The organism is Phaeodactylibacter luteus, from assembly GCF_007993045.1.
Taxonomy (GTDB): Bacteria; Bacteroidota; Bacteroidia; order Chitinophagales; family Saprospiraceae; genus Phaeodactylibacter; species Phaeodactylibacter luteus.
In genome coordinates this window covers 1-1,739 of record NZ_VOOR01000124.1, presented here as the reverse complement: position 1 = coordinate 1,739, position 1,739 = coordinate 1, and the positions used below count along the sequence as shown (strand labels likewise).

Here is a 1,739-nt window from a genome sequence, read left to right as displayed (position 1 = left end):
AATAGTATAAGCCCCCAGTCCAAAAATCTCACCTGTGAACTCACTTTCCTCTCCAAAATAAATCAAATTGACTTGGTCATTATTACCAAAGGTCGTCTTGGAAGAATAAGAGGGCTTGAGTCCCCATTTTATTTCGGTTTGTTCGTTCCAGTCACACAAACTCTGATTTACAATAGCTCTCAATTCTGCATTCCCACTCATGTTTGTGGATAGCGAAAACTCTAAAATGCCATCAGCATTTCCATCACCTTGTGGTGTGTCTGCCAAATCAACAGGCTGGGAGGTCAAATTACTTACCGTTCGGAAATTATAAACGGAATAATCCACAAACAAGAAATCATCAGATTCTGCTGCGGCTCCTCCATTTGGCAACTCGACTGAAAACAAACCACTAACTGCCGTAAGGCCAGAAAAATCACTATCCGCTGACGGTACTTTTACCTGGATCATATTTTCTGTCCATACCTCAATATCGTCTTCTGAAGTTTCAACGCCTCCTGAAATCAGGTTTTCATCTCTAAACTTTATTGTTCCTTTTGTATCACCAAACCCCATTCCGATTATTGTTAAAATCTCTCCTGTTCCCGCTGAAATATGGTGTGGATTAGCATCATCTTCGCTGGAAAAATCACTAATCATGGGGCCACCCAGTACATTTGTAGGATGTGACAATTTTATCTTGGAAAAAGGGACGTACTCTCCTATGTTTTCATCATAAAACATACTTTCATTCGACATCAGAAATTCGTCAAACGATATAGTACCGATGGCCATAATATTTTCAATATCAATAACGACATGGAGAAACTTTTCCTGTGACTGAGAAATCGGATAAAGTTCTGATGGCGAAGAAGCAGAATTTATAGCTATTTTCACCATGTCGGCATCAAAGTCGCTCAAATCCAAAGTATAGATTGGATTCTCTATCACGTCTTCTTTTGAGGCGGCCAGCTTTTCATTTTCAATCACAGAACTGCCAAATGCTTCGGTGGCATATTTTAGAAAAACATCAGAAGCAGCAAACTTTATTCCATCTTGGTTAGAACGTACAAAAATGTCAAATTCTACTTCACTCCCTCCATTTAACTGTACATTTTGGAAGGTAAACTCCATAATGGTATCAACTTGAGAGAACAAACTAAGGTTGTCTTCAAGCCAATTCTCAATGTGACTTTCAAAGCCATTACTGCCATATTGGAACGGGCTTCTCCTTGTTGCTTGTTCAACTGGTTCAAATAGTTCTTGCCATACATTGCCATATTCTTTGTGTATGTCACGGGCTTGAACGCCATTAAGTTTGAAGTCATAAAGTACCAAACCCGACATACCATTCAACATTAGGAAAATATCTTCTCCTTTACCTGAATTGTCAAAATGCTTACAGAAAAAGACCCCTTCTTGGCCAATAGAAAAGGATACGCCATGAGAAATTTGATATACTGTAGAATCCATGATTCCACCATGAGTAATCAAATCAACAACCTGCGGAACATCGCCTTTAAAGCTCCGAGATACTTCAATTCTGTTTTTGGTAAAAACCTTGTTTCTCTGGCTATTCCAAAAGCTGGTTTTCTCAATAACTTTTCCTTCAAATACATACTCAGCACTTAAAGTCCTTTCCGACAAATCTTCCTTTTGAGCGTTCAAATTCAAAGCACTCACAAGAATAATTGCTAAAACCTTTACCGTTAATAGTCTCATCTTTTGTTTGTTTTATGGTTTTTAATTTAATGAGGCAC

General features: G+C 38.3%; 1 protein-coding gene. It reads right to left on the bottom strand.

What is annotated here, in order from left to right:
• Window positions 1-1,701: IPT/TIG domain-containing protein (locus FRY97_RS21735; protein ID WP_147169723.1), on the bottom strand; the 1,701-nt coding region annotated here is incomplete at its 3' end.
• Window positions 1,702-1,739: the final 38 nt, after the last annotated feature.